Origin of the sequence: Micromonospora sp. NPDC005174 (assembly GCF_040608495.1) — a bacterium.
GTDB lineage: Bacteria > Actinomycetota > Actinomycetes > Mycobacteriales > Micromonosporaceae > Micromonospora.
In genome coordinates this window covers 49,905-73,263 of the sequence record NZ_JBEXIJ010000015.1, presented here as the reverse complement: position 1 = coordinate 73,263, position 23,359 = coordinate 49,905, and the positions used below count along the sequence as shown (strand labels likewise).

General features: G+C 72.2%; 23 protein-coding genes. 15 read left to right on the top strand and 8 right to left on the bottom strand.

Annotated features, from left to right (window positions below):
* Positions 1–8: 8 nt before the first annotated feature.
* Positions 9–467 carry a hypothetical protein gene (locus tag ABZU91_RS18045; RefSeq protein ID WP_355241285.1) on the bottom strand — a complete coding sequence of 153 codons (459 nt, stop codon included), beginning with the start codon at positions 465–467 and terminating at the stop codon, positions 9–11.
* 174 nt (positions 468–641) lie between these two features.
* Here ABZU91_RS18045 and aceE point away from each other — a divergent pair, with 174 nt between their 5' ends.
* Positions 642–3,380 carry a pyruvate dehydrogenase (acetyl-transferring), homodimeric type gene (gene aceE, locus ABZU91_RS18040; RefSeq protein ID WP_355241282.1) on the top strand — a complete coding sequence of 913 codons (2,739 nt, stop codon included), beginning with the start codon at positions 642–644 and terminating at the stop codon, positions 3,378–3,380.
* A 246-nt stretch (positions 3,381–3,626) separates the two neighbouring features.
* Here aceE and ABZU91_RS18035 read toward each other — a convergent pair whose 3' ends face one another.
* Positions 3,627–4,073, bottom strand: a complete 447-nt coding sequence (locus ABZU91_RS18035) for an SRPBCC family protein (RefSeq protein ID WP_355241279.1) — start codon at positions 4,071–4,073, stop codon at positions 3,627–3,629.
* Positions 4,074–4,261: 188 nt separating this feature from the next.
* Here ABZU91_RS18035 and ABZU91_RS18030 point away from each other — a divergent pair, with 188 nt between their 5' ends.
* The 3 genes from ABZU91_RS18030 (at position 4,262) to gltX (ending at position 8,499) form a co-directional block, all read left to right on the top strand.
* On the top strand, positions 4,262–5,611 hold the full coding sequence (locus ABZU91_RS18030) for a GH1 family beta-glucosidase (RefSeq protein WP_355241276.1): 1,350 nt from the start codon (positions 4,262–4,264) through the stop codon (positions 5,609–5,611).
* On the top strand, positions 5,608–6,873 hold the full coding sequence (locus ABZU91_RS18025) for an MFS transporter (protein ID WP_355241273.1): 1,266 nt from the start codon (positions 5,608–5,610) through the stop codon (positions 6,871–6,873). Before ABZU91_RS18030 ends, ABZU91_RS18025 begins: the two co-directional genes overlap by 4 nt.
* A gap of 216 nt (positions 6,874–7,089) precedes the next feature.
* Complete coding sequence (gene gltX, locus ABZU91_RS18020; RefSeq protein WP_355241271.1) at positions 7,090–8,499, top strand: glutamate--tRNA ligase; 1,410 nt, start codon at positions 7,090–7,092, stop codon at positions 8,497–8,499.
* 393 nt (positions 8,500–8,892) lie between these two features.
* Here the strand turns inward: gltX and ABZU91_RS18015 are convergent, their stop codons facing one another.
* Entirely contained in the window at positions 8,893–9,510 is a 618-nt protein-coding gene (locus ABZU91_RS18015) for a copper resistance CopC family protein (protein WP_355241268.1), read from the bottom strand.
* Between the two features lie 238 nt (positions 9,511–9,748).
* Here ABZU91_RS18015 and ABZU91_RS18010 point away from each other — a divergent pair, with 238 nt between their 5' ends.
* Positions 9,749–10,399, top strand: coding sequence for a hypothetical protein (locus tag ABZU91_RS18010; protein WP_355241265.1), 651 nt, complete (start codon positions 9,749–9,751; stop codon positions 10,397–10,399).
* A gap of 8 nt (positions 10,400–10,407) precedes the next feature.
* On the opposite strand, the gene ABZU91_RS18005 is transcribed toward ABZU91_RS18010, so the two are convergent.
* Both ABZU91_RS18005 and ABZU91_RS18000 read right to left on the bottom strand, forming a co-directional pair.
* Complete coding sequence (locus ABZU91_RS18005; RefSeq protein ID WP_355241262.1) at positions 10,408–10,731, bottom strand: hypothetical protein; 324 nt, start codon at positions 10,729–10,731, stop codon at positions 10,408–10,410.
* A 103-nt stretch (positions 10,732–10,834) separates the two neighbouring features.
* Entirely contained in the window at positions 10,835–11,374 is a 540-nt protein-coding gene (locus tag ABZU91_RS18000) for a hypothetical protein (protein ID WP_355241260.1), read from the bottom strand.
* A gap of 202 nt (positions 11,375–11,576) precedes the next feature.
* Between ABZU91_RS18000 and ABZU91_RS17995 the strand changes: the two genes are divergently transcribed.
* The 7 genes from ABZU91_RS17995 to fabF all read left to right on the top strand — a co-directional run bounded on the left by ABZU91_RS17995 (position 11,577) and on the right by fabF (position 18,331).
* Positions 11,577–12,770, top strand: coding sequence for a histidine kinase (locus ABZU91_RS17995; RefSeq protein ID WP_355241257.1), 1,194 nt, complete (start codon positions 11,577–11,579; stop codon positions 12,768–12,770).
* Entirely contained in the window at positions 12,767–13,468 is a 702-nt protein-coding gene (locus tag ABZU91_RS17990; RefSeq protein WP_355241254.1) for a response regulator transcription factor, read from the top strand. The genes ABZU91_RS17995 and ABZU91_RS17990 overlap by 4 nt, the downstream gene beginning before the upstream one ends.
* Entirely contained in the window at positions 13,465–14,799 is a 1,335-nt protein-coding gene (locus tag ABZU91_RS17985) for a helix-turn-helix domain-containing protein (RefSeq protein ID WP_355241547.1), read from the top strand. The genes ABZU91_RS17990 and ABZU91_RS17985 overlap by 4 nt, the downstream gene beginning before the upstream one ends.
* Positions 14,800–14,877: 78 nt before the next feature.
* Positions 14,878–15,834, top strand: a complete 957-nt coding sequence (locus ABZU91_RS17980) for an ACP S-malonyltransferase (protein ID WP_355241251.1) — start codon at positions 14,878–14,880, stop codon at positions 15,832–15,834.
* Entirely contained in the window at positions 15,831–16,775 is a 945-nt protein-coding gene (locus tag ABZU91_RS17975) for a beta-ketoacyl-ACP synthase III (RefSeq protein ID WP_355241248.1), read from the top strand. The genes ABZU91_RS17980 and ABZU91_RS17975 overlap by 4 nt, the downstream gene beginning before the upstream one ends.
* An 87-nt stretch (positions 16,776–16,862) precedes the next feature.
* Positions 16,863–17,102 carry an acyl carrier protein gene (locus ABZU91_RS17970; protein ID WP_007463517.1) on the top strand — a complete coding sequence of 80 codons (240 nt, stop codon included), beginning with the start codon at positions 16,863–16,865 and terminating at the stop codon, positions 17,100–17,102.
* Positions 17,103–17,104: 2 nt separating this feature from the next.
* Complete coding sequence (gene fabF / locus ABZU91_RS17965; RefSeq protein ID WP_355241245.1) at positions 17,105–18,331, top strand: beta-ketoacyl-ACP synthase II; 1,227 nt, start codon at positions 17,105–17,107, stop codon at positions 18,329–18,331.
* Positions 18,332–18,406: 75 nt separating this feature from the next.
* Here fabF and ABZU91_RS17960 read toward each other — a convergent pair whose 3' ends face one another.
* Complete coding sequence (locus ABZU91_RS17960) at positions 18,407–18,625, bottom strand: hypothetical protein (RefSeq protein ID WP_355241242.1); 219 nt, start codon at positions 18,623–18,625, stop codon at positions 18,407–18,409.
* A gap of 98 nt (positions 18,626–18,723) precedes the next feature.
* On the opposite strand from ABZU91_RS17960, the gene ABZU91_RS17955 reads away from it, so the two are divergent.
* Genes ABZU91_RS17955 through ABZU91_RS17945 form a run of 3 tightly spaced genes read left to right on the top strand, consistent with a single transcriptional unit; the run spans position 18,724 to position 20,938 of the window.
* Positions 18,724–19,182, top strand: coding sequence for a MarR family transcriptional regulator (locus tag ABZU91_RS17955; protein WP_355241239.1), 459 nt, complete (start codon positions 18,724–18,726; stop codon positions 19,180–19,182).
* Positions 19,179–20,612, top strand: a complete 1,434-nt coding sequence (locus tag ABZU91_RS17950) for an MFS transporter (protein WP_355241237.1) — start codon at positions 19,179–19,181, stop codon at positions 20,610–20,612. Before ABZU91_RS17955 ends, ABZU91_RS17950 begins: the two co-directional genes overlap by 4 nt.
* A 32-nt stretch (positions 20,613–20,644) precedes the next feature.
* Positions 20,645–20,938, top strand: coding sequence for a DUF1330 domain-containing protein (locus ABZU91_RS17945; RefSeq protein WP_355241234.1), 294 nt, complete (start codon positions 20,645–20,647; stop codon positions 20,936–20,938).
* Positions 20,939–20,961: 23 nt separating this feature from the next.
* Here ABZU91_RS17945 and ABZU91_RS17940 read toward each other — a convergent pair whose 3' ends face one another.
* Both ABZU91_RS17940 and ABZU91_RS17935 read right to left on the bottom strand, forming a co-directional pair.
* On the bottom strand, positions 20,962–22,692 hold the full coding sequence (locus tag ABZU91_RS17940) for a glycoside hydrolase family 3 N-terminal domain-containing protein (RefSeq protein WP_355241232.1): 1,731 nt from the start codon (positions 22,690–22,692) through the stop codon (positions 20,962–20,964).
* 95 nt (positions 22,693–22,787) lie between these two features.
* A complete protein-coding gene (locus tag ABZU91_RS17935) occupies positions 22,788–23,279 on the bottom strand; it encodes a DUF3145 domain-containing protein (protein WP_355241229.1) in 492 nt (163 codons plus the stop codon).
* Between the last annotated feature and the right edge of the window lie 80 nt (positions 23,280–23,359).

Here is a 23,359-nt window from a genome sequence, read left to right as displayed (position 1 = left end):
ACGCGCGATCAGGAGCCGCCGCCACCGCCACCGGAGTCCCCACCGCCGCCGGAGAAGCCACCACCGGAGTCGCCGCCGCCGCCGAAGAAGCCGCCGCCCCCGGAGTCACCGCCGAAGAAGCCGCCGCCGGAGTCGCCGCTCCCGCCATCGGAGCGGTCCCCGCCATCGGAGCCGCTCCCGCCATCGGAGCGGTCCCCGCCGCCCGGGTCGCCGTAGTACATCAGGGGCACGCTGGTGTCGGCGTGCCGTCGGCGCGGACCGGGCACACGACGAGGCCCCCGTCGGGGCGCGGATGCGCGCAGTCCAGCGCGTAGCTGCATCGCGCCGAGCGCCATCGCTCCGGCGCCGAGAATCGTGATCGGCAGCACGGCGGTGTCCCCGGCAAGGAGCACCGGCAAGGAGAGAAGCGCCCCGAGTGCGCCAACCGAGAGGATCACGCCGCCGCTCACCACCCGCAGCCGGTTCATATTCGGCACCGTAGCGAGCCCGGGCAAGCGGGCAGCGGGGCCGCCGTAGCGCTAAGTTACCGACGGGTACCTGTGTTCAGCATCGCGTCCGGGGGACCTAGACGTGACGACGGGTGCCACCAGGGGGCAGGATGGCGCTAGAGACCTATCCCACACACAACCGAGGGAACGCCTGTGGCTACGGAACGCAAGCGCCCGGTGATCAGCGACGGCCTACCGAGCCAGCTTCCGGACATCGACCCTGAAGAGACCAGCGAATGGGTCGAGTCGCTTGACGGTGTCATTGACGAGCGGGGAGCAAAACGCGCCCGCTACGTCATGCTGCGCCTGCTGGAGCGGGCCCGTGAGCGCCAGGTCGGGGTTCCGCCCCTGACCACCACCGACTACATCAACACCATCACCCCCGAACGCGAGCCGTGGTTCCCGGGCGACGAGCACGTCGAGCGGCGCATCCGGGCGTACGTGCGGTGGAACGCCGCGATGCTGGTGCACCGGGCGCAGCGCCCGGAGATCGGCGTCGGTGGGCACATCTCCACCTTCGCCAGCTCGGCGTCGCTCTACGAGGTGGGCTTCAACCACTTCTTCCGGGGCAAGAACCACCCGGGCGGCGGCGACCAGATCTTCTACCAGGGCCACGCCTCGCCCGGCATGTACGCGCGGGCGTTCCTGGAGGGGCGGCTCAACGAGCACGAGCTCGACGGGTTCCGCCAGGAGCTGTCACATCCGGGTGGCGGCCTCCCGTCGTACCCGCACCCGCGGCTGATGCCGGACTTCTGGGAGTTCCCCACCGTCTCGATGGGTCTCGGCGGTCTGAACGCGATCTACCAGGCCCGGTTCAACCGGTACCTGCAGCACCGCGGCATCAAGGACACCTCGCAGCAGCACGTGTGGGCGTTCCTCGGCGACGGCGAGATGGACGAGCCGGAGACGCTCGGCGCGATCGGCGTGGCCGCCCGCGAGGAACTGGACAACCTCACCTTCGTGATCAACTGCAACCTGCAGCGGCTGGACGGCCCCGTCCGGGGCAACGGCAAGGTCATGCAGGAGCTGGAGTCGTTCTTCCGGGGCGCCGGCTGGAACGTCATCAAGGTGGTCTGGGGCCGTGAGTGGGACCCGCTGCTCGCCGCGGACACCGACGGCGCGCTGGTCAACCTCATGAACACCACGACCGACGGTGACTACCAGACGTACAAGGCGGAGTCCGGCGCGTACGTGCGGGAGCACTTCTTCGGCCGGGACGCCCGCACCCGCAAGATGGTCGAGCCGCTGAGCGACGACGAGATCTGGAACCTCAAGCGGGGTGGGCACGACTACCGCAAGCTCTACGCGGCCTACAAGGCGGCCACCGAGCACACGGGTCAGCCGACGGTCATCCTGGCGAAGACGATCAAGGGCTGGACGCTCGGCTCGCACTTCGAGGGCCGTAACGCGACCCACCAGATGAAGAAGCTGACGCTGGAGGACCTGAAGACCTTCCGCGACCGCCTCTACCTGGACATCCCGGACAAGGCGCTGGAGGACAACCCCTACCTGCCGCCGTACTACCACCCGGGTGAGAAGTCCGACGAGCTGGCGTACCTGAAGGAGCGTCGCGAGCAGCTCGGCGGATACCTGCCGTCGCGGCGAACGAGCACCAAGCGGCTGACCATCCCCGGTCCGGAGCGGTTCGCCGACGTCAAGCGCGGCTCGGGCAAGCAGAAGGTGGCCACCACGATGGCCTTCGTCCGCCTGCTCAAGGACATCATGAAGGACAAGGAGTTCGGCAAGCGCTGGGTGCCGATCATCCCGGACGAGGCGCGTACGTTCGGTCTCGACTCGATCTTCCCGACCGCGAAGATCTACTCGCCGCACGGCCAGCGGTACACCTCGGTCGACCGGGAGCTGTTCCTGTCGTACAAGGAGTCGACCTCGGGGCAGATCCTGCACGAGGGCATCAACGAGGCGGGTTCGGTCGCCTCGTTCACGGCCGCGGGCTCGGCGTACGCCACCCACGACGAGCCGATGATCCCGATGTACATCTTCTACTCGATGTTCGGGTTCCAGCGGACCGCCGACGGGCTGTGGGCCGCGGCCGACCAGATGGCGCGGGGCTTCCTGCTCGGCGCGACCGCCGGTCGGACCACGCTGAACGGTGAGGGTCTCCAGCACGAGGACGGCCACTCCATGCTGATCGCCGCCACCAACCCGGCGGTGGTCGCGTACGACCCGGCGTTCTCCTTCGAGATCGCGCAGATCATGGAGCACGGCCTGCACCGCATGTACGGGGATGCGCAGGAGAACGTCTTCTACTACCTGACGGTCTACAACGAGCCGATCCTGCAGCCGGCGGAGCCGGAGGGCGTGGACGTCGATGGCCTGCTCAAGGGCATCTACCGCTACTCGCCCGCACCGCAGGTCGACGGTCCGAAGGCCAACGTCCTCGCCTCTGGCACGGGCATGCAGTGGGCGCTCAAGGCCCAGCAGTTGCTCGCCCAGGACTGGGGGGTGGCCGCCGACGTCTGGTCGGTGACCTCCTGGACCGAGCTGCGCCGCGACGCGGTGGAGACCGAGGAGTACAACCTGCTCAACCCGGGCGCCGAGGCCAAGGTGCCGTACATCGCGCAGAAGCTCGCCGACGCGGACGGTCCGAAGGTCGCGGTCAGCGACTGGATGCGTGCCGTACCGGACCTGATCGCCCGCTGGGTCCCCGGCGACTACACGTCGCTCGGCACCGACGGCTTCGGGATGTCGGACACCCGGCACGCGCTGCGCCGGCACTTCCACGTCGACGCCGAGTCGATCGTGGTCGCCACGCTGCGGCAGCTCGCCCGCAGTGGCGCGGTCGAGGCCACCGTGCCGGCCGAGGCCGCCAAGAAGTACGCGATCGACGACGTCAACGCCGCCCCGGTGGGCGAGACCGGCGGCGACAGCTAAACCGCACGACAGAAGGAGGGCCCGGCGCACCCGCGCCGGGCCCTCCTTCTGGTACGTCCCACCCCACCGACGTCGATCATGAAGTTGTGCTGGGGGACGAAGCGGCTGTATCACCTCGTACCAGGCACCATAAGTCCATGATCGACCCCCCACTGGGGGGTGGGCGCGGCGGCGGCGGGGGTCCGGGGTCCCTGGCGGGGATCCGGACCACCGCCGTCGCGGGTGACGCCGGGAGGACGCTGCGGGTCAACCGACGGCGGCCAGGTCGGTGAGCCGGGCCAGCGAGTCCTCCAGGTCGGCGCCGACCCGGCGTAGGCCCAGGCGCAGCAGGGCCGCCTTGACGGGCCCCGCGGGCCAGCGGACCACGATGAGCCGCACGACGGTCCCGCCCTCCTCCTCATCCGGGGTGAGCTGGACGTAGATCTCGGTGCGCGCCTCCGCACGAGCACCGGCGCCCCTGGCCCGCTCCCGCCAGCCGATCAGTGTCGGCTCCTGATAGGCGATCACCTCGGCCTCATGCGCCGAACCGCGCCCCGCCTGGACCAGTTGTCGCCGCCCGAAGCCCTCTCCCGAGAGCACCTCGGCCGCGCGAACCCCCGCCAGCCAGGCCGGCAACTGCTCCGCCCGCTGCACGACGTCCCAGACCACTTCCATCGGCGCCGCCACGTGCGCACTACGTTCCACGAGGATCATTTCCGTCTTTCCTCCAGTGAGGACATCCCACGATATCGGCACTCTATGCGTCAAATCGGACTTACCTGGACGGGTTCAGAAAAAGACACGCCGATCAACCATTGCGGATTAGGCCAGGCGGGCCTATGGCGCATTCATCGACAGCGCCCTAGAGTCCCGAACACGTTTCACGTTGACCGGGAGGGCGCATGTCGACCGCACCGATGCCCGAGTTCCCCGACGGCTTCCGCTGGGGCGTCTCCACCTCGGCCCACCAGATCGAGGGCGCCGCCACGGCCGACGGACGCGGCCCGTCCATCTGGGACACCTTCGCGCTCTCCCCCGGCCGGATCAGCGACGGCAGCAGCGGCGCGGTCGCCTGCGACCACTACCACCGGTACGCCGAGGACGTGGCGCTGCTGGACGGTCTGGGCGTCAGGGCGTACCGGTTCTCGATCGCCTGGCCCCGGGTGCGACCCGACGGCAGCGGTGCGACGAACGCCGCCGGTCTGGACTTCTACGACCGACTGGTCGACGCCCTGCTGGCCGCCGGCATCGACCCGGTGGCCACCCTGTACCACTGGGACCTGCCGCAACCCCTGGAGGACGCCGGCGGCTGGCTGCACCGCGACACCGCCGCCCGCTTCGCCGAGTACGCCGAACTGACCGCCGCCCGCCTCGGTGACCGCGTCCGGCTGTGGATCACACTCAACGAGCCGTTCATCCACATGAGCCTCGGCTACGGAATGGGCCAACACGCCCCCGGCCGGGCGCTGCTCTTCGACGCCTTTCCCGTCGCTCACCACCAGCTGCTCGGCCACGGACTCGCGGTGCAGGCGCTGCGGGCGAACACCACCAGCCCGGTCGCGATCGCCAACAACTACTCGCCGGTGCGGGTGGTCGGTGACAGCGACGCCGACCGGGCCGCCGGGGCCGCGTACGAGGCGCTGCACAACCGCCTCTTCACCGACCCGCTGCTCGGGCGCGGCTACCCGGACCTGCCCGGCCTCGACCAGGGCGTCGTCCGCCCCGGCGACCTCGCCACGATCGCCGCGCCCATCGACGTGCTCGGGGTCAACTACTACAACCCCACCGGTGTACGGGCGGCCGAGGAGGGCTCGCCCCTACCGTTCGACCTGGTGCCGCTGGACGGCTACCCGCGTACCGCCTTCGACTGGCCGGTCGCCCCCGACGGGCTGCACGAGCTGCTCGGCTGGCTACGCGACACGTACGGCGACGCACTGCCACCCATCGAGATCACCGAGGGCGGCTGCGCGTACGACGACGAGCCGGACGCGCACGGGCAGGTGGCGGACCCGGAGCGGATCGCGTACCTCGACGGGCACCTGCGGGCGGTCCGGGCCGCCATCGACGACGGGGTGGACGTACGCGGGTACTTCGTCTGGTCGCTGCTGGACAACTGGGAGTGGGCCGAGGGGTTCACCAAGCGCTTCGGGCTGGTGCACGTCGACTACGCCACCCAGAGGCGTACGCCGAAATCGTCGTACACCTGGCTGCGGGACGTGATCGCGGGCAGCGCGCCGGGGTCGGCGCGGTGACCACCCTCGACCCGCTGCCGGCGGCGCTCGCCGAGCCGACAGTGCCGGTGCGGCGCGGCTGGATCGGTCTGGTCTTCGCGGCCAACCTGGGCGTGTGGATGGCGTTCTTCACCCCGATCCAGGTGCTGCTGCCGCAGCAGATCGAGCGGATCGCGCCCGGCGACAAGGAGACCATGCTGGCCGTGGTCACCGGCCTGGGCGCGTTGGCGGCGGTGCTGGCGAACCCTCTGGCGGGCGCGCTCTCCGACCGGACCTGCCTGCGGATCGCGGGCCGGGAGTTCGGTCGACGGCACGTCTGGACCGCGGGCGGCGCGGTGCTCGGCGCTGCGGCGCTGGTGCTGCTGGCCCAGCAGCGCACCATCCTGGGGGTCGCTGTCGGCTGGGTCGCCGCGCAGGTGTGCTTCAACGCGATGCTGGCCAGCCTCACCGCCGCCATCCCGGACCGGGTGCCGGTGACGCAGCGCGGCAGCGTCTCGGGCTGGGTGGGCATCCCGCAGGCGCTCGGGCTGGTCCTCGGCGCGGTCCTGGTCACCGCCGTCGTCACCGGGAACGCCGCCGGCTACCTGGCGATCGCGGTGGCGATCCTGCTGCTGTCGCTGCCGTTCGCGCTGCTCACTCCCGACGAACCGCTGCCCCGCGCACACCGGCCGGCACTGCGCTTCCGGACACTGCTCGCCTCGATGTGGATCAGCCCGCGCCGGCACCCGGACTTCGCCTGGGCGTGGATCACCCGGTTCCTGGTCCAGCTCGGCAACGCGCTGGGCACCCTCTACCTGCTGTACTTCCTCACCGACGGGGTCCACTATCCCGACCCCGAGGGCGGCCTGCTGGTGCTGATCCTGCTCTACACGCTGGGCATGATGCTGACCGCCGTGGTCTCCGGCCGGTTGTCGGACCGCTCCGGGAGACGCAAGGTCTACGTGATCGTCTCCGGCCTGATCATGGCGGTGGCGGCGCTGCTGCTCGCCGTCGCGCCGGTGTGGCAGATGGCGATCGTCGCCGCGCTGCTGCTCGGGGCGGGCTACGGCGTCTACCTCTCGGTCGACGCCGCGTTGATCACCCAGGTGCTGCCCCGGGCCACCGACCGGGCCAAGGACCTCGGCGTGATCAACATCGCCAACTCGGCGCCACAGGTGCTCGGGCCGGCCCTCTCCGCGCCGCTCGTCGTCCACCTGGGCGGCTACCCGACGCTGTACGCGGTCACCGCCGTGGTCACCGTGGTGGGCAGCGCCCTGGTGGTCAAGATCCGCTCAGTCGCTTAGGGCGTGTGTCAGAGCCCTCGGTCGAGCCGAGGTGGAGTCCAGCCGGCGGTCCGGCAGGGCGGAGATCGGCTCGGATACCGGTGTTGCATCGGGGCCGATCTCCAACGCGGCCGGCCGTCGGCTGGGCCCGCCGCAGGCCGGCCAGAGGCTCTGACACACGTCCTAGTCGGGGGGCCGTGGCCGGAAGCGTTCACGTGCCGCCGTAGGCTGGAGGACGTGACGGTACGTGTGCGCTTCGCCCCATCCCCGACCGGTATGTTCCACGTCGGCGGCGCCCGCTCGGCGCTGCAGAACTGGATCTACGCCAAGCAGCAGGGCGGGGTGTTCGTGCTGCGCATCGAGGACACCGACGCGGCCCGCAACAAGCCCGAATGGACCGAGGGCATCCTCTCCGCGCTGGACTGGATCGGCATCTCCCGGGGCAGCTACGAGGGGCCGTACTTCCAGTCGGCGAACGCCGGCGAGCACCGCGCCGCCGCCACCCGCCTCTACGAGTCGGGCCGCGCCTACTACTGCGACTGCACCCGCGAGGACGTGCAGGCCCGCACCGGCTCGCAGTACCAGGGCTACGACGGCTACCACCGCGACCTCGGCCTCGGCCCGGGGCCGGGGCACGCGCTGCGCTTCCGTACGCCGGACGAGGGCACCACGGTGGTCGTCGACCTGATCCGCGGCGAGCCCACCTTCGAGAACAAGCTCATCGAGGACTTCGTCATCGCCCGCGGCGACGGCTCGCCGGTGTTCCTGCTGGCCAACGTCGTGGACGACATGACGATGGGCATCACCCACGTGATCCGCGCCGAGGAGCACCTGCCCAACACGCCCAAGCAGCAGCTGCTCTGGGATGCCCTCGGCGTCAAGCCGCCGATCTGGGCGCACGTGCCCGTGGTGGTCAACGAGAAGCGGCAGAAGCTCTCCAAGCGCCGCGACAAGGTCGCCCTGGAGGCGTACCGCGACGAGGGCTACCTCGCGGGCGCGATGCGCAACTACCTCATGCTGCTCGGCTGGGCGCCGTCGGGCGACCGGGAGATCGTCCCCTGGTCGGTCGTCGAGGACGAGTTCCGGCTGGAGGAGGTCAACCCCTCCCCCGCGTTCTTCGACGAGAAGAAGCTGCGCGCCTTCAACGGCGAGTACATCCGCGCGCTGCCCGTCGCCGAGTTCGTCGACGCCTGCCAGCCGTGGCTGACCGGCACCGGGACGATCACGCCGCCGCCGTGGCAGCCGGAGGAGTTCGACGCCGACGCGTTCGCCGCCGTGGCGCCGCTGGCCCAGACCAGGATCGCGGTGCTCAGCGAGATCGTGCCGAACGTCGACTTCCTCTTCCTGGCCTCGCCCACGATCGACGAGGCCGCCTGGACCAAGACGATGAAGGACGGCTCGGGCGAGTTGCTCGACGCCGCCGTCGCGGCTTTCGAGGCGCTCGAGTCCTGGGACGCCGAGTCGCTGAAGTCGACGCTGGAGGCGGTCGGCGCCGAGCGCGGCCTCAAGCTCGGCAAGACACAGGCGCCGGTCCGCGTCGCGGTAACCGGCCGCACCGTGGGCCTGCCGCTCTTCGAGTCCCTCGAGGTGCTGGGCCGCGACCGCACCCTGACCCGAATGCGCGCAGCCCGCCTCCGCCTGGTCTAAACCCCGCCCCGCGCCCCGCGCCCCGCGCCCCGCCCGCGCCCCGCGCCCCGCCCGCGCCGATCTTGCAGTTTCGGTTGTCGACATGCAGTGGAATGCGCGCTAAGTCGCCACAGAAAGTGCAAGATCGACGGAGCGAGGGCTGGTCTAACCTCGCGCCCCGCGCCCCGCGCCCCCGCGCCCCCGCGCCCCCGCGCCCCCGCGCCCCCGCGCCCCCGCGCCGATCTTGCAGTTTCGGTTGTCGACATGCAGTGGAATGCGCACTATGTCGCCACCGAAAGTGCAAGATCGGCGGAGCGAGGGCGGGGGCCAGGGCGGGGCCAGAGCGGGGCAATCGGCGGAGCGAGGGTGGGGCGAGGGGCGCGGGCGGGTTATGGCGGGTTATGGCGGGTTCGCCTAGGGGGTGTTGCTTCTGCGTCGGCGGAGCAGCAGCAGGGCACCGGTCAGGGCGGCCAGTAGTGCCAGGGCGCCCAGCGTCCAGAGCCACCAGTTGCCGTTGGTGTCGGACTGCTCGCCGGCGACCGGTACGGCGGACAGCGTGCCGGCTGACGGCGACAGGGGCCCGGCGGGGGACGCCGTGGGCGAGCCGGCCGGGGGTCCCGACGAACCGGTGCCGACGGCCGAGGGACTGGCTGTCGGGTCGGCGGCCGTGCCGGTGGTGAGGGTGAACCGCACCTCGCCCTTGATCGGGTGGCCGTCGCTCGACGGGAGCTGGTAACCGACAATGTAGAGCCCCGCCGCACCGGGCTCGAACGGCACACGCACGCGGGTGCCGTCGAAGGTGGGCCGCCCTCCGGCGACCACATTGTCCGGTCCGGTTATTGTGATCTTCGTCGTAGTGGGTGACGGCTTGGCCAGGAAACGCAGTTCGATCCGGGCCGGTGCGGTGGCCACCCGTGCGCCGTCGCGCGGATTGCTGCCGGTCAGCGAGTTGTGCGCGGCGGCCGGTGTCGCCGGGACCAGTAACGACACACCGAACGCCACGCCGAGCACCACTGGCACGACGCGTGCCATCCGTGTAACCCTGCCCCCCATGAACCCCTCCGTAAGGGTACGATCCGCCCGCTGATCAAACAGCTCCTCATTAGTCGAGCAGAGATCGCAGATAGTTCCAAATACTGTTCCACAAGCTGCAATCCATCGACGTTCTGCGGAGTCTGTAGGAGTGGGACCGACCACGTCGGTGCCGTCAACGGCCGACCGACCCGGACGTCACGGCGAAGCCATCCATCGAACGGGGCGAGGAGGCGGGATGGTCCGACAATTGAGGCGCCGGGTCGCCGTGCTGGCGGCCACGCTGGCGGCGGCACTGCTGACGCTGGGTGCCACCGGCCCGGCCAGCGCGGCGCCCAAACCGGCGCCAGCCGGCGTGGACATCAGCGGCGAAGGGCTCACCGAGCCGCTGCGGTTACGGGCCGAGACCCAGCCCGCGCACGTCCTCGCGGTCATCGACCAGGTCAACTTCTTCGGTCGTACCGGCATGCCGACGGGGCCCAAGGCAGCCGACCTCGGTCCGAAGTACACGGTCGTGGTGCTGGCCGGGGAGACCCCGAAACAGGCTTACGATCTCTACCCGAAGGCGGCTGGCGGCCCGCGTGTCTACCGCCCGGCCAAGCAGCCGGACGGCCGCAGGACGAACAGCGGCTGGTTCCTCGGTCGGCTCAGCATGTCCGAGACGCTGCGCACCGCCGGGGTGCCGCTGGAGCGGCAGTTCGACACGGTCAGCGGCGGTGTGGGCGGCGGCGAACGGGTGCTGCCGGAGGACACCATGGACCCGGTCCGGGACATCGACGAGGCGCTGGGCGAGTTGCAGCGGCTGCTGCTGCTCAACGTCGGGGTGATGTTGACCATCACGGTCGGCCTCGCCGGGATCGCCCTGCTGATCCGCCGCCGGACCCGCTGACCCGAGGGTCAGCACCAGCGGCGCGGCGGGCGCTCCCGTCGGGTGGCCCGTTGGCGGGGCCGCACCGGGCCGTGTCGATGGGCACCGGCCCAGCCCGGCAGTTCACTGAGGCAACCAGCGACGACGTCGGACTCCGGCTCACCCAGAGCGGCCAGCTCACCGGCCCGCTGGCGCGGGATCTCCTCGTCCGGTCGCCCGGTGGGCGCCTCGGTCGGGTGCGCCGCCGCCGGGCCGACCGCCCGGCGAGGCTTGCCAGCCACCTGCGGGTCGTGGTGGCCCAGCCGACAGGGCTCGCCCTGGGCGCAGCCGTGCTCGGCCTCCCCGTGCGCCATCCCCGGTCTCCTCACGCTCGCACTCACGCGCAGGTGCTTCCCCCGTACGTGCCCTGTCACCGTACTGGCCGGGACCGACGGGTGTGCACGGCGTACCCCGGGGTCAGCGCTTCGGGCGGCCGGGGAACAGGGTCGCCCAGACCGGGAAGGCGACCAGCCAGATGAGGATCACGGTGGTCAGGCTGCGGATCCAGTTGCCCAGTTCACGGGTCCTTTCCACGTCGTTCACCCAGAGGATGGCCGCACCGAGCAGGCCGCACGCGACGGCCCAGCCGAGGAGCCCCTTGGCCCACTCCCGCCACTCGTGACGAGCACGGGCCCAGCCGTCGCGGGGAGGCCTGACGGGCGGCGGCCCGCCGGCGAACCGGTGGGCGAAGCGCTGGTCCGCCCACCGCACCATCGAGTGCCCGAAGGCCACCGAGAAGCCGAGGTAGACGGCGGCGAGGCCGTGGCCGAAGTCGGCGGTGGCGCCGCGCCGCAGGTCGATCACCGACGCGGCGAGCAGCGCCAGATCGACAAACGGTACGCAGAGCAGCAGCACCCCGCCGAGCCGTGGCCGGCGCAGCGGATAACGGGCGACCAGCCCGGCACCGAGCAGCACCCAGAACGCGATCTCACAAGCGATGATCACCGCTACCACCATGGCGGCCTCCCCCGTCGTCGCCACCAGCGTCGTCTACCGGCGAGGCGCGGACCTCGACACCGGAGACGAGATCGGGGTCCTCCCTTCGACGGACCAGCCATCCGGGGCCGCGCTCGACGTACCCCTTTCGGCGCATGTCGGAGCGACCGGGCTCCTCCTCCGGTCGGAGTCGGAGGGCCGGCGGTTGTGATGGGATCGGGGCATGCGACCGCCACCGTGGCTCGGCTCCGGTACGCCCGGCCGCGACCTCACGCTGGCCGGCGCGTCGCTGGTCGGCGGCCTGGTGCTGTACGGCCTGGGCATGCAGCCGCAGATCGTCCCGCACCCGGATGTGCCGCCGGCCCTGTTCCTGGTGCCGCTGCTGGCGGTGTGCGGGGCCGTCGGCCTGCGCCGGGTCGCGCCCCGCGCGAGCCTGGCGGTGGGGACCGGGGCGCTCGTGGTGGACACGGCGCTGGGCAATTCGCTGGGCACGGTCGTCGTCTACACCCAGGTGCTCTACGACGCCTGCGTGTACGGCCCGCCCCGGCTGTGGCGGTGGCTGTTGGGGATCACGGTGACGCTGAGCGTGGTCGGGGCGGTGGCCGGCGTGCTCGGCTTCGGGCAGTGGCGCGGGGCCGCCGTCGGGGTGCCGGTGGTGCTCGCCGGGCTGCTGCCGGTGCTGACCGGGATCAGCGTGCGGCAGTACCGTGACCAGGCCGCCGCCGAGCGGACACGGGCCGAGCAGACCGCCCGGCTGGTCGAGTTGGACCGTCGGCAGGCGGTCAGCGCCGAACGGGCCCGGATGGCCCGGGAACTGCACGACGTGGTCGCCAATCATCTGAGCGCGGTGGCCATCCACGCCACCGCCGTGCTCTCCGTGCGAGGCCTGGAACGTGGCCAGGTGGAGTCCGCGTTGCGGGTGATCCGGGAGAGCAGCGTGCAGGGTCTGGCCGAGATGCGGCAGATGATCGAACTGCTGCGGGAGCCGGATGGTGGCGGACACGGCGTGGCGGGCACGGTGCCGGAGGCGGTCACGGCGCGACTGGCCGAGGCCGACGGGTTGGTCGAGCAGATCCGTGCGGCCGGCCTCGCGGTGCGGTTCCGCACCGACGGCACGCCCGGCCCGCTGCCGGTGGGGGTGGATCTCGCCGCGTACCGGATCGTGCAGGAGTCGCTGACCAACGCCCTCAAGCATGGCACCGGCGAGGCGGACCTGACGATCGCGTACCGGCTGGCGGAGGTGGTGCTGACGGTGGAGAACCCGGTGCGGCCGGACGGTTCGGAACTGCCGGGTGCCGGGGCCGGACTGGTCGGGATGCGGGAGCGGGTGGCACTGCTGGCCGGCCGGTTCGCCGCCGGGCCGCGGGACGGTCGCTGGCAGGTCAGCGCCGCGCTGCCCACCGGGGAGGGCGGATGACCGCGCCGGCTCGCGGGTCGGGCGAGGCCGGCACGACACCGGTACGGGTGGTGCTCGCGGACGACCAGCCGGCGGTGCGGGCGGGGCTGATCCTGATCCTGGCCGGCTCGCCGGGCATCGAGGTGGTCGGCGAGGCAGCCGACGGCGACGTGGCGGTCCGGCTGTGCCGGGAGGTACGCCCCGACGTGGCGGTGCTGGACGTGCGGATGCCACGCCTCGACGGCATCGCCGCGACCAGGGCGATCGTCGCCGACCGGCTCGCCGACGTGCTGGTGCTGACGACCTTCGACAGGGACGAGTACGTCTTCGGCGCGCTGCGCGCCGGCGCGTCCGGGTTCCTGCTCAAGGACACCGACGCGGCGGGGCTGGTCGCGGCGGTGCACACCGTGGCGCGCGGCGAGGGGTTCATCGCCCCCGCGGTGACCCGTCGGTTGATCGCCGCGTTCGCGGCGACGGCCCCGGGCGCGTCGGCCGCCACCCGGGCCGCGCTGGACACGTTGACCCCACGCGAACGCGACGTCCTGGCCTGTCTCGGGCTCGGCCTGTCCAACCAGCAGATCGCCGACCGGCTGGTGCTGGCGGAGAGCACCACCAAGACCCACGTGAGCCGGATTCTGGCGAAGCTGGACCTGCGCAGCCGGGTGCAGGCCGCGATCCTGGCCCAGGAGCTGGGCCTGCCCGCGCCGCCGCAGCCCTGAGCTGTGGCGGCCCGCCGACCGGTGCCGCCGTTCGTGGCCTGCTCACGGCATGTCAGGCTAGAGCGGTGAGCACGGCCGAGGGTGGGGAGCTGGCGGCCACGCTGCGTCGGATCGAGCGTTCGGCGGGAGCGCTGGCCACCGCCAGCGTGGCCCGGATGGACGAGACGCTGCCGTGGTTCCGTGCCCTGCCGGCCGACCAGCGCTCCTGGGTGATGCTGGTGGCCCAGGCGGGCGCCCGGTCGCTGGTGCAGTGGCTGCGCGAGGGCGGCGGCACGGCGGACAGCACGCAGGAGGTCTCCGACGACGTGTTCGACGCGGCGCCGCAGGCGCTGGCCCGGTCGATCACCCTTCAGCAGACCGTGGCACTGATCAAGGTGACCATCGACGTCGTCGAGGAGCAGGTGTCGCAGCTCGCCGCCGAGGGCGAGGAGCAGTTGCTGCGCGAGGCGGTGCTGCGCTTCTCCCGGGAGATCGCGTTCGCCGCCGCCCGGGTGTACGCGCGGGCCGCCGAGTCGCGCGGCGCGTGGGACGCCCGGTTGCAGGCCCTGCTGGTCGACGCGTTGCTGCGGGGCGACTCGCCGGACGTCCTGGCGAGCCGGGCCGCTGCGCTGGGTTGGGCGGACGCGCCGCCGGTCGCGGTGGCGGTCGGGCACTCCCCCGGCGGGGAGGTCTCCGCCGTGCTGCACGTGGTGTACCGGCTGGCGCGGCGGATCGGTGTCGAGGTGATCGGCGGGGTGCACGGCGACCGGTTGGTGATCGTGCTGGGCGGCGCGGCGGACCCGTTGAGCGCCACCGGCAAGCTGCTGGACGCGTTCGGTGACGGCCCGGTGGTGGTCGGTCCGGCCGTACCCAGTCTGGACGAGGCGACGGAGTCGGCGCGGTCCGCGCTGTCCGGCTTCCGGGCAGCGCCGGCGTGGCCGGCCGCCCCCCGCCCGGTGGCGGCGGCCGACCTGTTGCCGGAGCGGGCCCTCGCGGGCGACGCGGAGGCCCGTCGCCGGCTGCGCCACGACGTGTACGCCACACTGGTACGCGCCGGTGGCGAGCTGTTGGAGACCCTGGACGCCTTCCTGGCCGCCGGTGGCACCCTGGAGAGCGCGGCTCGGGCGCTGTTCGTCCACCCGAACACGGTGCGGTACCGGTTGCGCCGCATCGCCGAGGTGACCGGTTTCTCGCCGCTGTCGCCGCGGGACGCGTTCGCCCTTCAGGTGGCGTTGACAGTGGGTCGGCTGGATCCGGTGGTCCCGGTGGCCTCGTCGGTCCCGACCCAGACATTGACCCCGGCCACCCGGAAATCCACCCAAACCAGTGATGATCCCCGCCGATCTTTGTAAGAAACCTCCAAAGGTTCTAGTGCGGTTTGGTCGGCCTCGGCACAGCGCTACCCACGCGTATCCGGGAGAGTCATAGGCGTGCTCGCCGTACTTAGTCCCGGCCAGGGTTCGCAGAAACCCGGCTTTCTCACTCCCTGGCTCGACCTGACCGGCACCGAAGCGCGACTGCGCTGGTGGTCGGCGCTGGCGGGCGTGGATCTGGTGCACCTGGGCACCGCCGCCGACGCCGACGAGATCAAGGACACTGCCCGTACCCAGCCGCTGCTGGTCGCGGCGGCGCTGCTCGCCGCCGAGCACCTGCCGCTGGACGACGTGGCGCTCACCGTCGGGCACAGCGTCGGCGAACTGGGAGCCGCCGCGGTCGCCGGTGTGCTGTCGGCCGAGGCCGCGATCACCCTCGCCGGGATTCGTGGCCGGGAGATGGCCGCCGCGTGCGCGTTGGAGCCGACCGGGATGGCAGCCGTGCTCGGCGGCGACCCGGACGAGGTGCTGGCCGCGATCGACGCCAACGGACTGCACCCGGCCAACCGCAACGGCGCGGGCCAGATCGTCGCCGCCGGCGCGCTGGACGGGCTGGACGCGTTCGCCGCCGCGCCACCGGCGAAGACCCGCGTCATCCGACTCCAGGTGGCCGGTGCCTTCCACACCCCGTACATGGCTCCGGCCGAGACCGCGCTGGGCACCGTCGCCGCCGGGATCGCCCCCGTCGACCCGGCCCGGGTCCTGCTGTCGAACCTCGACGGCACCGCCGTCACCGACGGCGACGAGCTGGTGCGGCGGCTGGTCCGCCAGGTCACCGCCCCGGTGCGCTGGGACCTGTGCATGCGGGCCCTGGCCGAGCACGGAGTGACCGGCGTGATCGAGCTGCCGCCGGCCGGCACCCTCGCCGGTCTGGTCAAGCGCGAGCTCAGGGGCGACGGCGCGCCGGAGATCGTCACCCTCAACACCCCGGACGACCTGCCGGCCGCACGGGACCTGATCGCCCGCCACGGCACGGCGGGCCAACCGCTCGCCCCCATCGGAGGACACTCATGACCGGCAGTCGCATCGTCTCGATGGGGCACTACCAGCCATCCCGGGTGGTGACCAACGACGACATCGCCCAGCTCGTGGACACCAACGACGAGTGGATCCGCGACCGGGTGGGCATCGCGACCCGGCGGATCGCCGACAGCGAGACGGTGGCCGACATGGCCGCCGCTGCCGCCGGCAAGGCCCTGGCCAACTCCGGGCTCAGCGCCGCCGACATCGACCTGGTCGTGGTCGCCACGTGCTCCTCCATCGACCGGAGCCCCAACGTGGCCTGCCGGGTCGCCGCCAAGCTGGGCATCGGCGCCCCGGGCGCGTTCGACGTCAACACCGCCTGCTCGGGCTTCGCGTACGCGCTGGGCACCGTCGACCACGCCATCCGGGCCGGTGCGTCGCGCAACGCGATCGTCATCGGTGCGGAGAAGCTGTCCGACTTCACCGACTGGACCGACCGCTCCACCTGCATCATCTTCGCGGACGGGGCCGGCGCCGCGGTGGTCTCCGCCACCGCCGACGACGAGCCGGCCGGAATCGGCCCGGTGGTCTGGGGCTCGGTGCCGGACAAGAGCGACGCGGTACGCATCGAGGGCTGGCGCCCGTACATCCAGCAGGAGGGGCAGGCGGTCTTCCGCTGGGCCACCACCGCGCTGGCGCCGCTCGCGCTCCAGGCGTGCGAGCGGGCCGGGGTCGACCCGTCGGAGCTGGCCGCGTTCGTGCCGCACCAGGCCAATTCGCGGATCATCGACGGCATCGCCAAGCGGCTCAACATCCCCAACGCGATCATCGCGAAGGACATCGTCGAGTCGGGCAACACCTCGGCGGCGAGCGTGCCGCTGGCCCTGTCCAAGCTCGTCGAGCGGCGGGAGGTGCCCTCGGGCGCACCGGTCCTGCTGTTCGGCTTCGGCGGTGGTCTGACCTACGCCGGTCAGGTCGTCCGCTGCCCCTGAAGCCCCCTTGAGGCGCGTACGCGCTCCAGGAGCGGCGGTCGGCGAGGCCGGCCGCCGGAGAACCCCCTATGAGAGGAACCAACCGCAATGACCCGTGACGAGATCACCACCGGCCTCGCCGAGATCCTCGAAGAGGTTGCCGGGGTGAACCCGGACGACGTGGCCGAGGGGAAGTCCTTCACCGACGACCTCGATGTCGACTCGCTCTCCATGGTGGAGGTCGTGGTGGCCGCCGAGGAGAAGTTCGGCGTCAAGATCCCGGACAACGAGGTCCAGAACCTCAAGACCGTCGGGGACGCCGTCAGCTTCATCGAGGCGCAGTCCTGATCATGAGTCGTCCTGACGTCGTCGTCACCGGGCTCGGCGCGACGACCCCGCTTGGCGGGGACGTCGCGTCGACCTGGGACGCCATGCTCGCCGGCCGCTCCGGGGTGAGTGCTCTCACCCAGGAGTGGGCCGCGCAACTGCCGGTCCGGATCGCCGCCCAACTGGCCGTGGAGCCGTCCGAGGTGCTGGACCGGGTTCGCCTGCGCCGGCTGGACCGCTCCGAGGCGATCGCGCTCATCGCGGCGCAGCAGGCCTGGGCGGACTCCGGTCTGGCGGATGCCGGTCTGGACTCCGAACGCCTGGCGGTCAGCGTCGGCTCCGGTATCGGCGGCGCAACCACCCTGCTCGCCCAGGACGACATCCTGGAGGCGTCCGGGCCGCGGCGGGTCTCCCCGCACACGATCCCGATGCTGATGCCCAACGGTCCGGCTGCCTGGGTCGGGTTGGAGCTGGGCGCCAAGGCCGGCGTGCACACGGTGGCCAGTGCCTGCGCGACCGGCGCGGAGGCGATCGCGCTCGGCCTGGACATCATCCGCGCCGGCCGGGCCGACGTGGTGGTGGCCGGCGGCACCGAGGCGGTCATCCACCCGCTGCCGATCGCCGGGTTCAGCTCGATGCGGGCCATGTCGACCCGTAACGACGACCCGGAACGCGCCTCCCGTCCGTGGGACACCGGCCGCGACGGCTTCGTCCTCGGTGAGGGCGCGGGCATCGTGGTGCTGGAGCGGGCCGACCACGCCGCGGCACGGGGCGCCCGGGTGTACGCACGCCTCGCGGGCGCCGGCATCACCTCCGACGCGTACGACATCGTGCAGCCGCACGCCGAGGGTGAGGGCGCCATCCGGGCCATCGCCAGGGCCATCGCGGACGCGGACATCGCGAAGCAGGACATCGTGCACGTCAACGCGCACGCCACGTCGACCCCGGTCGGCGACATGCTGGAGATCGGCGCGCTGCACAAGGCGCTCGGCGACCACCCGGTGCTGGCGGCGACGAAGTCGATGACCGGCCACCTGCTCGGCGCGGCCGGCGCGTTGGAGTCGATCGCCACGATCCTGGCCATCCGTGACGGCGTCGTGCCTCCGACGATCAACCTGGACGACCCGGAACCCGGGCTGAGCCTGGAGGTCGCCGCGCACAAGCCACGCCACATGGAGATCCCCGCCGCGCTGAACAACGCGTTCGGTTTCGGCGGCCACAACGTGGCTCTGGTCTTCGCCCGGCCGTGAGGCAGCGGCCGTGAGACGGCCGATCCGCAGGTCAGCGAAAGGGCCCCCGCACGCGAGGGGGCCCTTTTCGTGTGCTCAACCCCGGTTGCGGGGGTGCTGCCGGGCGGTGCGCTCGTTGCCGTGGCGGTAGTTGCCCGTCCAGCGGGCCATCACGAGCTGCGGGTCGTCGTCGACCTCGGCGAGGAACTCCGCCGCTCGGGCGCCGCGCAGCGTGCCCGCCACCCGGCCGTGATGGGTGATCACCACCGTGCCGTCGGCCCGCTGGTCGTACCGGAAGCCCTGCGCCTGACCCATGGCCGACACGCTGCCAGGATGGCACTGCCAGCGCGACCGGATTCCCGTGCCGAGCTCATGTGCATAGACGATGAATATAAAAGGGCTATGCTTCTGGTGTGAGTCGTCCAGACACTCCTCCTGGCGCGTCCGCCGCCATCGGGGCAGCCCTCTACGCCCTGGCCACCAGGGCCGCGAGACGCCTGCCCCGGGACATGAGCCTGACGTCCGCCGCCACCCTGGCCACCCTGGACCGGACCGGCCCACGGCGCATCACCGATCTGGCCGCGGTCGAGGGCATCACCCAGCCGGCGATGACGACCCTGGTCCGGGTGATGGAGGTGTCCGGCCTGGTCGAGCGGCGGGGCGACGCGTCCGACAGGCGGGTCACGTTGGTGTGTCTGACCGAGGCCGGCGCCGCCTATGTCCGGACGCGACGCCAGGCGGGCGTCCACGCGTTCGAGCGGTTGATCGACGAGCTGACCGGCGACGAGGTCGAGGCGCTGGTGGCGGCCCTTCCGGCGCTGACGCATCTGGCCGAGCTCGACAACCAGGACCGCGAGGGGCCGCAGCAGTGACCGGGCAGCCGGCCGACGGGGTCGCGGTGGAGGCGTTTCCGCAGACGCGTTCCGAGGCGCGGCTGCTGGTCCCCGCTCTGCTGTTCATCGCTCTGGTCGTGGCGGCGGTCGCCAGCCTCGGGACGCCACTCATCACCAGCGTGGCGACGTCGTTGCACGTCTCGCTCGGCAGCGCGCAGTGGACGCTGACCGTCGCGCTGCTCAGCGGTGCCGTCGCCACGCCGGTCCTGGGCCGGCTCGGTGCCGGCCCGCACCGGCGGGCCACGATCCTCGCCACGCTGGCTGTCGTCGTCGCCGGCAGCGCGCTCACCGTGCTGCCACTGCCGTTCGCGTGGCTCCTGGCCGGCAGGGCGGCCCAGGGCGTCGGGCTCGGGCTCACGGCACTGATGATGGGGGTGGCCCGGGACCACCTCCCCGAGGAGCGCGGCGCGGCCGTGATCGCGTTGATCTCGGTGGTCTCGATCATCGGAGCCGGGGTCGGCTACCCACTGGCCGCACTGCTCGCCGAGCTCGGTGGAGTACGGGCCGCCTACGGCCTCGGCCTGGTCGTCACCGCCGCCGCCCTCCTGACCGCGTGGCGTTCCGTGCCCGAGGCGCCAGAAGGCCGCTCCGCCCACGTCGACGTGGCAGGCGCGGTCGTCCTGGCCGCTGCGCTGCTCCTGGTGCTGTTCCTCGCCGGCGAACGGAATCTGTGGAGTCGGCACCTCGCCGTGGCGGCGGGCCTCGCCGTCGGCGCGGCGGTGCTGCTCTGCGTCTGGGCCGTCATCGAGCTGCGCAGCACGACGCCCCTGGTGGATCTGCGGGCGGTGCGGCACCCGGCGGTCGCAGGGGCGAACCTCGCCATGTTCGTCGGCGGGATCGGCATGTACCTCCTGCTCACGCTCATCACCCGGTACGCGCAGACGCCACGCGGTGTCGGGTACGGCTTCGGGCTGACGACCTTCGTCGCCGGGCTGGTCCTCATCCCGTTCTCACTGCTGGGGTTCGTCGCCGGCAAGCTCACCCCGTGGGTCCGGACGCGGGTCGCCGACCCCCTGCTGCTGGCCGGCAGCGCCGTGGTGGTCGGCGGCGGCTTCGCCCTGTTCGCGGCGGCCCGGTCGGACCTGGCCGAACTGTTCGCGGCGATGGGCGTGCTCGGCTTCGGCGTCGGCGGCTTCTCGGCCGCGATGCCCGGCGTCATCCTGGCCGTCACTCCCAGGAGCGAGACGTCGAGCGCCATGAGCTTCAACTACGTCGTCCGCAGCGTCGGCTACTCGCTGGGCAGCGCCATCGGCGGTCTGATCCTGGCTGCGGGCACCGACCCCGGCCGGCTCTTTCCCGCCGACAGCGCCTACACCACGGCGGCGCTGGTCGGCGTCGGCGCCATGGCGATCACGACGCTGACCAGCCTCGCTCTCGCGCGCCGACGCTCGTCCGAGACCAACCCGTGAGTCAGATGCACGCATCCCACACTGGAGATTCCATGCCCAAGGGCTACTGGGTCAGCGCCTACCGCACCATCTCCGACCCCGACAAGCTGGCCGCCTACAACGAGCTGGCCGCTGCGGCCGTCGCAGCCGGTGGCGGGCGGGTCCTCGTCCGTGGCGGTCGGGTCGCCGCGTACGACGCCGGGATCGCCGAGCGCACCGTACTGATCGAGTTCGACAGCTTCGAGCAGGCCGTCGCGGCGCACGACAGTGCGGCCTACCAGGAGGCGCTGGCCGTCCTCTCCGACGGCGTCGAGCGCGACTTCCGCATCGTCGAGGGCAGCGACTGACCGACGTCCGGCGTGCCGGTGTGTCAGCTCGTGCAGGTGGTGGCGGGCAGGCCGGACACGGCCACCGGTGACCGGCCGCCCGGGCGGGCCTTGCCGGCCAGCACGGCGGCGAGCGCGGTCATCGACGCCCGACTGGAGGAGTACGTCGCCAGCAACGTCGGCGACTTGGCTTTGGCCAGCACGTACGGGGTGTCCATGGCGACGGTGACCGCCGCGTCGGCGCTCAGGTCCTTCTCGCCGTCCCCGTAGCCGACCAGGTGCACCACCGTCCCGCCGCTCGGCTTCACGGTCACGCCGGCCGCCTTCAGCGCGGCGGTGAGCGCGGCCCGGGTGCCGTCCCGCCCTCCGGAGGAGGTGACGGTGACGGGCCCGCGTACCGCGCCGCCGCAGGCCCCACGCAGCACGGTGACCGCTCCGGCGGCCAGCGCGTCCGCCGCCGCCCGGTGGGCCGGGGTGTTGAGCGTGGACATCGGCTCGGCCGGGGCCGCCGCCAGCCGGAACTTCATGGTCAACACCCGGGTGACCGCGTCGACGAGCCGGGCCCGGGGCAGCGACCCGTCACGCAGGGCAGCGAGCAGCCCGTCGTACGCCTGGCCGACGTTCGGGGTCATGAGGATCAGGTCGTTGCCGGCCTTCAACGCCCGGACGGCGGCCTCGCCGGGCGCCCACCGCTTCGCCGGCGGCATGTTCATCCCGTCGGTGATCACCACGCCCTTGAAGCCGAGCTGACCGCGCAGGACGTCGGTGAGCAGCTTGTGCGAGAAGGTCGCCGGGGTGCCCGGGTCGATGGCCCGCGCGTCGAGGTGGCCGGACATCACGGCCATCGCGCCGGCCTCGAACCCGGCGCTGAACGGCGGCCACGCGCCACTCTGCAATGCCGCTGCGGGCTGGGTGAGCACCGGCAGGTCCTTGTGCGAGTCGTCCGCGCTGTGGCCGTGCCCGGGAAAGTGCTTCAGGGTCGCCGCGACGCCGCTGGCCTGTAGACCCCGGACCGCGCCGCCCACCTGCGCGGCGGCGATCTTCGGGTCGGCGCCGAACGATCGAGAGCCGATGACCGTGCTGCGGGTGGCCAGCACGTCGGCCACCGGGGCGAAGTCGATGTTGATGCCCATCGCGGCGAGTTCGGCGCCGGCGGCCCGCCAGGCGGCCTCGGTCAGCTTCGGGTCACCGGCCGCGCCAGCGGCGAGGGCGCTGGGCAGGATGGTGACCCCGTCGGTGACGCGGGTGACCACGCCGTACTCCTGGTCGGTGCCGATCAGGAAGGGCGCCGGGCCGGCGGCCAGCCGCCCGGCGGCACCGCGCAGCCCGGTGGTCAGGTCGTGGACCTGCTTCGGGTTCTCAACATTCGTGGTCTCCTGGTTGCCCTTGGTGGGGTCGTCGGCGCTGAAGCCGACCAGGATCAACCCGCCGAGGCGGTACTTGGCGATCATCTCCGCGGGGGTGTCGACACCGGCGAGCGCCTGGTTGCCGGCCGCCGAGCCGGTCGAGACCTTCGTGGCCGAGTCGCCGTACGCGTACGGCATCAGCACCTGCCCGGCCAGGTCCTCGTCGGAGAGCGTCGCGACCAGCGCGGCGGCCCGGGCGGCCGGATCGTCGGTGGGAGGCGAGGCGGGGGCACTCGGGGCCGCCGAGACGCCGGTCGGGCCGGGCGTCGGGTCGGGATCCGGGGTGCCCGAACAGCCGGACACGAGCAGGGCGGTCAGGGCGGCGACGGCGACGGCGGCGTGTCGCGGGCGAATCGGCACGTCGTCCATCCCACCAGTTCCCCCTTATCGGGGCAACTTGACCTTACCGGTCGCCGCCGTGGGGGTGCCGCGACACCGAGGTGGGCAGCGTGGGAGCACCCACCTCAGCCGACCCGGGTGAGCAACGTCACCGGCGCGCCGTCCCCGGCGTACCGGTAGGGCTCCAGGTCAGCGTCCCATGCCGTGCCGAGCGCCTTGTCGAGGGCGTGCGACAACGCCTCCGGGGCCCGGGCGGAGGCCATCAGGGCCCGCAGCCGGTCCTCGCCGAGCTGGATGTCACCGGCCGCGCCGACGGTGGCCCGGAACAGACCACGGGCAGGCACGTACATGAAGCGCTCACCGTCGGCGCCGGGACTCGGCTCCTCGGTGACCTCGAAACGGATCATGGGCCACTGCCGGAGGGAAGCAGCCAGCTCGGCGCCCGTCCCCGGACGGCCGGTCCACCCGCACTCGGCCCGGCGGGCGCCGGGGTCGACGGGCTGAGCCGTCCACTGCAGGTTGACCGGCGCGGCTAGGACGCGCGCGATCGCCCACTCGACGTGCGAGCACACGGCGAGCGGGGTCGAGTGGACGTATACGACGCCACGCGTTGGCACGGTGACCTCCCGGAGAGCGAGGTGCGTCTTCCCCTACGACCTCGTTCACCCGAGTGGCTGCTGCAACACATGATGACTGC